We start from the raw sequence: 8,005 nt of genomic DNA on the forward strand, positions 1-8,005 counted from the left end.
GCTTGGAGATGATTCCGTGAATTCCGCGACCGGAACATGAAAAACAGTTCTGTTGCGAGTGTTTGGCGACTGCCGAAGAGGGGAGCCGTGGTTCCGTCGCCGGCGGGACACGCGTACCGGCCCCCTGCGGCCGTTCCCCCTCACACCGCCCTCCGCGCGGCGGACTGCCGGCGCACGGCCGCCGGTCGCTGTGGATGGTGTGCCCACGGAAGGGAGAGGCGGCATGACCGCCAGGTCCGAGAGACAGCGCGAGGATCGGCTTGCGTCCGCGTTCGTGGATCTCGCGTCCCCACTGGTGCGGGACGTGAGCACGGCCGACGTCCTGCGCACCCTGGCCGCGCACTGCGTGGAACTGCTGGACGTGTCCGCGTCCGGCGTCCTGCTCGACATTCCGCACCGCCGGGCCGTGGAGGTGGTGGCCTCCGACGAGCACACCCGCGGCCTTGAGCTCTTCGGCCTCGAATGGGACGAGGGCCCCTGCCGGGACTGCTGCCGCTCCCGGCCCCAGGTGTCCGAGGTCCGGCTGGACGTCGATGCCGCCTGCGCACGATGGCCCCGCTTCACGCCACGCGCCCTGCTCCTGGGCTTCACCTCGGTCGCGACGGTCCCCCTGCGCTTCCAGGACACGGTGGTCGGCGCGCTCAGCCTCCTTCACGACCGGCCGGGACCGCTGGACGACGGCCGGCTGCACCTGGCCCAGGCGCTGGCGGACACCGCCACCATCTGCGTGATCCAGCAGCAGGTGATGCGGGGGCAGCGGACGCAGATCGCGCGGTTGCAGGGCTCCCTCGAATCCCGGATCACCATCGAGCAGGCCAAGGGATACCTCTCCAACTCCCGCGGGTGCAGCGCGGACCAGGCATTGCTGCGCATGCGCACGTATGCCAGGAACCGCCAGCTCAAGCTTGCCGATGTGGCCCATCAAGTCCTGAACGGCGCCGCGGCGGACACGCTGCTCGCCCCTGACCGCTGATTGACTCCGTCCCCTCGTTCCTGGCAGATCTCTCCGTGATCCTCGCGAACCCGCAGGTCAGAGGCGGCACGCGGAGTGCGCCGGGTGGCGCAATACTCCGGCAACACCACGGCCGCGGCAGCGTCGGTATGGTCCCTCGCATGCCAGCCGAACGTATCCGCGAGCACACCGTGCCTGGTCGGCACGCAGCCGCCGCCCGACGGCGCCGGCTGCGTGCCGACCAGGCACGGCAGCTCGCCGACCTGTTGCGCCACCAGGTGCGCACCGGGGGCTTTCCCAGCGGTGTGCTGCCGCTGGAGGGCGCGATCGGCAGCGAGTACCGCGTCTCCCGGAACACCGTCCGGCAGGCGCTCGATCTGCTCCGTACGGAAGGGCTGCTCGAACGGCAGCCCGGTGTCGGCACCGTCGTGGTGTCCGAGAAGTATCCGCACGGCCTAGACCGGCTGCAGGGCCTCGCCGAGACCCTGCGCGAACACGGCGACGTCACCAACGAAGTCCGTACGGTCGGTCCCGTCCCCGCGCCCGCACCCGTGGCCCGGCGGCTGGGTCTCGTGGAGCACACCGACGTGCTCTACATCGAGCGGCTGCGCCGACTCGGCGGTCTGCCCCTCTCGCTCGACCTCACCTACATCCCGATGGACATCGGCGCGGGCCTCCTCGGCTGCGACCTGGAGAACACGGATGTGTTCCGTCTCCTGGAGACCCTGACCGGGCAGCCGCTCGGCACGGCCGAGATCACCCTGGAAGCCGTCAACGCCGACGTGCACTCCGCCGCCGTGCTCGAGGCGCCCCGCGGCGCCGCCGTACTCATGCTGGAACGGCTCACGTCGCTGTCCGACGGACGCCCCGTGGACCTGGAGTTCATCCGCTTCCGCGGTGACCGCATCGCCATGAGCGGGCTGCTCCACCGCGCCCACTGATCCACCGGCCCCGCTTCTTTTCACTTGCCACCTCTTTCCGGGAGACAGCCATGCCTCTGGCCCCCCAGCGCGCCGACGTGCCCGTGACCATCGACGAGTCGAAGTGCATCGACGGCTGCACGCTCTGTGTCGACATGTGCCCCCTGGACTCCCTCGCGATCAACCCGGACAGCGGCAAGGCCTACATGCACGTCGACGAGTGCTGGTACTGCGGCCCCTGCGCGGCCCGCTGCCCCACCGGCGCGGTCACCGTCAACATGCCCTACCTGCTCCGGTGAAGCCGCCGAAGGAAAACGGCGGCGGTACGGTCGAGAGGCTCACTCCCATGAACATGAAACGCACGGCCGTCAGCGCTTCCCTGGCCGCCCTGACCGCCCTCTCCGTGGCGGGCTGCGGCGGGGCGAGCGCGGACGACTCCGATGCCGTCACCGTCACCATCGGCTACCAGTCCAAGACCATCAACACGGTCACCGCCGGGACGCTGCTGCGGTCGCTCGGCTACTTCGAGCAGGAGCTCGCCGCGCGCGGCAGACGTGAGGGCGTCACCTACAAGGTGAAGTGGCAGGACTACGCCACCGGCGCGCCGATCACCGCGCAGATGACCGCCGGGAAGATCGACATCGGTTCGATGGGCGACTTCCCTCTGCTGATCAACGCGGCCCGCGGCGCCCAGCTGAACCGGCCGACGAAGCTCGTCTCCGTCACCGGGTACAACCTCCGCGGCGGCCTCAACACGATTGTCACGCCGCCCGGTTCGAAGCTGTCGTCGCTGTCGGACCTGCGCGGCAAGAAGGTCTCGACGAGCGTCGGTTCGGCCGCCGACGGCACTCTGGTACGGGCGCTGCGGCAGGCGGGCGTCGATCCCGAGGAGGGCATCCGCAAGCTCAACCAGCAGCCGGCGGTGGGTGCTTCGGCGCTCCAGGCGGGCGGCGCGGACGCGCTGTCGCAGTTCGTGGCGTGGCCGGGGCTGCTCGCGTTCCAGGACCGGGCCCGAGCGCTGTACGACGGCGCGGAGCTGGACCGGCCCACCTTCCACGGGGTCACCGCGCGGGAGGACTTCGCGGAGGAGCGGCCCGGCGTCCTGGAAGACTTCCTGCGGGCCCAGATCAAGGCGACGGGCTTTCTCGACGAGCGACCGGTCGCGGCCGCCGAGTCGGTGGCGAAGGCCACCGGCCTTCCGGCCGAGGTCGTCTACCTCTACAACGGCGCGCACGGCATCGCCACCTTCGACCCCACGCTGAAGCCCGCGCTGGTGGCCGCGTTGAAGAAGGACGTGCCCGTGCTGAAGTCGGCGAAGCTGGTCGGCGACGTCGACGTGGACGGCTTCGTCGACGGGCGGTACGTGAAGAAGGCGTACGGCAAGGGCTACTCCAAGGCGCTCGCCGCCACCCCCGGGCCGCCCCGCAGCGAGCTCTGGCTGAAGGGCGAGGACAGGACCCGGTCCTTCGGTACCCCGGCCGAGATGCTGCGCCAAGCGGCCACGCGACAGGGCGGGGTGCGGGCCGCCTACGTCCCCGACACCACCACCGGGACGCTCTGGTTCGCCGACAAGGCCGTGTGGGTCGCGGACGGAAAGAAGCTGCTGCCGTTCGTCACTCCCTCCGTCGCCACCGCCTACCGCACGGCGCATCCGGGCGCCCACGTCATCTCGTACAACAAAGCCCTGAGGCGGGCATCATGACGTCCCGTCACCTCCTGCGCCTCCTGTCGCTGGCCGGAGCGCTCGGCCTGTGGCAGTTGCTGACCGCGCTGGACATCGACCTGTGGCTGCGCTTCGAGCAGTTCCCGACGGTCGTCGATGTCACGCGGGAGTTCGGGCGGCGCGTCGGCGGCGAAGCGTACTGGCAGGACCTCACCGACAGCCTCAGCCGCATCGTCACCGGCTTCGCGCTCGCGGCGGTCGCGGGAGTGGCCGTCGGCACGGCGATCGCGCGCTCGCGGCTGGCCGCCGACCTGCTCGGTCCAGTCCTCGAAGTGCTGCGGCCCATACCGGCGATCGCGCTGGTGCCGGTGGCGATCCTGCTCTTCCCCAGCAACGAGCAGGGCATCGTCTTCATCACCTTCACCGCGGCGTTCTTCCCCGTCATGGTCTCCACCCGGCACGCGGTGCGTGCCCTGTCTCCGGTCTGGGAGGAAGCGGTCCTGACGATGGGCGGCGGCCGGTGGCGCGTCCTCGGCTCGGTGGTCCTGCCGGGGGCGCTGCCCAGCATCCTCGGCGGGCTCTCCGTAGGCATCGGTGTCTCGTGGATCTGTGTGATCTCGGCGGAGATGATCTCCGGTGAGTACGGCGTGGGCTACCGCACCTGGCAGGACTACACGGTGGTCGACTACCCCGGCGTCTTCGTCGGCATGGTGACGATCGGCGCGCTCGGGTGGATGACGTCGACCGCGGTGGAGGTGCTGGGCCGCCGGGTGACGCGGTGGCTCCCCCGGACGGCGTCCCGCACCGGGGCGCCGGTACCGCGGCGCCGGTCCGTGCGGCATGTCCCGGTCCCGCACCCGGCGGCTCCAGCCACCTCAGAAGTCGCCAAGGAGGCGTGACCCATGACCACTCCCCCCGAAATGACCACACCCCCGCCGACCGCCCTCGCACCCGTCCCCGCTCCGGCCCGCGGCACCCGGCTCACCTTGCGTGACGCCTCGGTCGGCCGGGAGGGCACGGCGGTCCTCGACGGCCTCGAACTGGACATCGCGCCAGGCGAGATCCTCACCGTCGTCGGCCCCTCAGGGTGCGGGAAATCCACCCTCCTCCGCACCCTCGCCGGGCTGCTTCCGCCGCTCGGCGGAGAGGTCACCCAGGACGGCAGCCCCATCACCGCGCCCGACGCGGAACGGGCACTGATCTTCCAGGACGACGCGTTGCTGCCGTGGCGCACGCTCCGGGCCAATGTCGAACTTCCGCTGGCCATCAAGGGGTTGAGGAGGACGGAGCGTCGCGCCCAGGCCGAGAGCTGGCTGGAGCGGGTCGGCCTTGGCGGGCACGGCGCCACACTGCCGCACCGCGTGTCGGGCGGACAGCGGCAGCGTGTCCAACTCGCGCGCGCCCTCGCGGGTGAACCCCGGGCCGTCCTCATGGACGAGCCGTTCGGCGCGCTGGACGCGCAGACCCGGGCGGGGATGCAGCAGTTGCTGGCCGATGTGCTGCGCGGCACGGGCGCGACCGTCGTCTTCGTCACCCACGACGTGGACGAGGCGCTCTTCCTCGGGGACCGCGTCGCCCTCCTCGGCACGGTCACGGGACGCGTGCCCCGCGTACTGGACGTGCCGCGCCCCCGCGACCGTACGGCCCACGGCGACCCCGCCACGGCGGAGCTGCGCCGCGCGGTTCTCACTTCCCTCGGCACCTGAGAGGCCCTTCCATGCAGATCCCCGCAGTCACCGACGCACAGGAGCTCTCCTGTGACGTCCTCGTCATCGGCGGCGGAACGGCCGGCACGATGGCGGCGCTCACCGCTGCCGAGCGGGGCCGGGACGTGCTCCTCCTGGAGAAGGCGCACGTCCGCCATTCCGGCGCCCTCGCCATGGGCATGGACGGGGTCAACAACGCCGTGATCCCCGGCCGCGCCGAACCCGACGACTACGTCGCCGAGATCACCCGCGCCAATGACGGCATCGTCGACCAGTCCACCGTCCGCCAGACCGCGACCCGCGGCTTCTCGATGGTGCAGCGCCTGGAGTCGTACGGCGTGAAGTTCGAGAAGGACGAACACGGCGAGTACGCGGTGCGCCAGGTGCACCGCTCCGGGTCGTACGTCCTGCCCATGCCCGAGGGCAAGGACGTCAAGAAGGTCCTCTACCGGCAGCTGCGCCGCCGCGAGATGCGCGAGCGCATCCGCATCGAGAACCGCGTGATGCCGGTCCGGGTGCTCACGGCGGGCGGCAGGGCCGTCGGCGCGGCCGGATTCAACACGCGTACAGGCGAGTTCGTGACCGTGCGCGCCGGTGCCGTGATCCTCGCGACCGGCGCGTGCGGGCGCCTTGGCCTGCCCGCGAGCGGCTACCTCTACGGCACGTACGAGAACCCCACCAACGCCGGGGACGGCTACGCCATGGCGTACCACGCGGGCGCGGAGCTCACCGGCATCGAGTGCTTCCAGATCAACCCCCTGATGAAGGACTACAACGGCCCCGCCTGCGCCTATGTCGCCAACCCCTTCGGCGGCTACCAGGTGAACCGGCACGGCGAGCGCTTCGTCGACTCGGACTACTGGTCGGGGCAGATGATGTCGGAGTTCGCCGCCGAACTCGCCTCCGACCGGGGGCCGGTGTATCTCAAGCTCAGCCATCTCCCGGAAGAGTCCATCAGCGCGCTCGAAACCATCCTGCACTCCACCGAGCGCCCGACGCGGGGCACCTTCCACGCGAACCGCGGCCACGACTACCGCACCCACGACGTCGAGATGCACATCTCCGAGATCGGTCTGTGCGGCGGCCACTCGGCGTCGGGCGTCCGTGTGGACGACCACGCACGCACCACCGTGCCCGGCCTGTATGCCGCCGGGGACCTGGCGTGCGTCCCGCACAACTACATGATCGGCGCGTTCGTCTTCGGTGACCTGGCGGGCGCGGACGCCTCCCGATTCACCTCGTACGAGGGCGAGTTGCCCACCGGTCAGGTGCGGGGCGCCCACGAGCTGATCTACCGTCCGCTGCGTCATCCGGACGGCCCTCCGCAGCCGCAGGTCGAGTACAAGCTGCGCCGCTTCGTCAACGACTACGTCGCCCCGCCCAAGTCGGGCGCCCGGCTCTCCCTTGCCGTGGACCACTTCGAGCGGATGCGCGGCGAGATCGACGGGATGGGTGCGCAGACCCCGCACGAGCTGATGCGCTGCGCGGAGGTGCACTTCATCCGGGACTGCGCCGAGATGGCTGCCCGCTCCTCGCTGGCGCGCACGGAGTCCCGTTGGGGGCTCTACCACGAGCGGACGGATCACCCGAAGCGCGACGACGACGGCTGGCTCCACCATCTGGACCTGCGCAAGTCCCCTGCCGGGGCGATGGAGTTCACGGCGCGCCCGGTGGACCCGTACCTGGTCCCCGTCGACGAGTTCACACCGAGCGGCGGCGCGTCACGCCATCTGGGCGAGGTGCACCCGGAGCACGTGGCCACCGCCGGACGGCGCGACATCGCCCCCGTGGGTTCCGGCCCCCGCACCACCACACCGACGCCGCGGGAAGCGACAGCGGCCTCCCACTCCCCCCGCATTCTGGAACTGCTGACCCTCACCGAGGAGAGCGAGTCCGAACTCCCCCGGCTGCGCCCCTTCTTGACCGACCCGGACCCCGCCGTGCGCCGGGCGGCCGTGGCCGCGCTCACCGAGACCGTGCCCACGGGTACGGGCCCGGCGCTCGCCGAGACCTTGGCGGACCCTGATCCCGGCGTGCGTGCCGCGGCTGCCGCATCACTCCTCGAACTGGTCGAAGTCCTGCCTCCGGAAGGTGATTTGGCCCGGGGTCTTCACGACGCCCTTGCCCAGCAGGACGCCCTGGTCCGGGCCACCGCACTGGACGTCCTGCGCGCCCTGCGGCTCGGCGAGGCCACCTCGTACGCCCCCGCGCTCGCCGACCCGGACATCGAGGTCCGTATCGCGGCGGTACGCGCCCTGGTCTCGGTCGACGCCCTTGACTCCGTCGCCCGCGCCACCACGGACCCGGCCCGCGAGGTCCGCGTCACGGTGGCGCGCGGCCTTCGGACCCCGGAAGCGCTGGCCCCCTTGCTCCACGACGCCGACATCCTGGTCCGCGCGGCGGCACTCACGGCCCTGGCCTCCGTCGGCTGCCCCGCCCCGTACGACGGCACAGCGGTGGACGCCCTGGCCGCCCCGTCCTGGCAGGTCCGCACAGGCGCGGCCACGGCACTGTCCGCGGCCACTCCTCAACGGGCCGTCCCCGCCCTCACCAGGACCCTCACCGACCCCAACGCCGACGTCCGCAAGGCAGCGGTCCTGTCTCTCCTGGAACACTCGGCGCACGAAGAAGCCCGCGAGGCACTCGGCACGGCAGTACTGGACCCGGACGCGGACGTCCGCGCCTACGCGGCTCGGGCGGCTGCACCTGCCTGAAGGGAAGGCGACGCGCCGCAGCGCATACCGTGGCCTAATGTCTCGCGCGC

At 71.3% G+C, this 8,005-nt stretch carries 7 protein-coding genes; all 7 read left to right on the forward strand.

The annotated features are described in order from the left end of the window. The first annotated feature begins 223 nt into the window (after positions 1-223). Positions 224-973 carry an ANTAR domain-containing protein gene (locus OG302_RS07050; protein ID WP_371525948.1) on the forward strand — a complete coding sequence of 250 codons (750 nt, stop codon included), beginning with the start codon at positions 224-226 and terminating at the stop codon, positions 971-973. A gap of 140 nt (positions 974-1,113) precedes the next feature. Next, positions 1,114-1,893 (forward strand): GntR family transcriptional regulator, encoded by a 780-nt coding sequence (locus OG302_RS07055; RefSeq protein ID WP_371525949.1) that lies wholly within the window; start codon positions 1,114-1,116, stop codon positions 1,891-1,893. 50 nt (positions 1,894-1,943) lie between these two features. After that, positions 1,944-2,171, forward strand: a complete 228-nt coding sequence (locus tag OG302_RS07060) for a ferredoxin family protein (protein ID WP_361844304.1) — start codon at positions 1,944-1,946, stop codon at positions 2,169-2,171. A 53-nt stretch (positions 2,172-2,224) separates the two neighbouring features. Continuing rightward, positions 2,225-3,574, forward strand: coding sequence for an ABC transporter substrate-binding protein (locus OG302_RS07065; protein ID WP_371750040.1), 1,350 nt, complete (start codon positions 2,225-2,227; stop codon positions 3,572-3,574). Next, the gene (locus tag OG302_RS07070) at positions 3,571-4,434 is read left to right on the forward strand and encodes an ABC transporter permease (protein WP_371525950.1); all 864 of its coding nucleotides are present in this window, start codon (positions 3,571-3,573) and stop codon (positions 4,432-4,434) included. The genes OG302_RS07065 and OG302_RS07070 overlap by 4 nt, the downstream gene beginning before the upstream one ends. A 21-nt stretch (positions 4,435-4,455) precedes the next feature. Continuing rightward, positions 4,456-5,241: an ABC transporter ATP-binding protein gene (locus OG302_RS07075; RefSeq protein WP_371750041.1), complete on the forward strand. Its 786-nt coding sequence runs from the start codon at positions 4,456-4,458 to the stop codon at positions 5,239-5,241. A gap of 11 nt (positions 5,242-5,252) precedes the next feature. After that, positions 5,253-7,955 carry a fumarate reductase/succinate dehydrogenase flavoprotein subunit gene (locus tag OG302_RS07080; RefSeq protein ID WP_371525951.1) on the forward strand — a complete coding sequence of 901 codons (2,703 nt, stop codon included), beginning with the start codon at positions 5,253-5,255 and terminating at the stop codon, positions 7,953-7,955. The last annotated feature ends 50 nt before the right edge of the window (positions 7,956-8,005 follow it).

The organism is Streptomyces sp. NBC_01283 (assembly GCF_041435335.1).
Classification (GTDB): domain Bacteria; phylum Actinomycetota; class Actinomycetes; order Streptomycetales; family Streptomycetaceae; genus Streptomyces.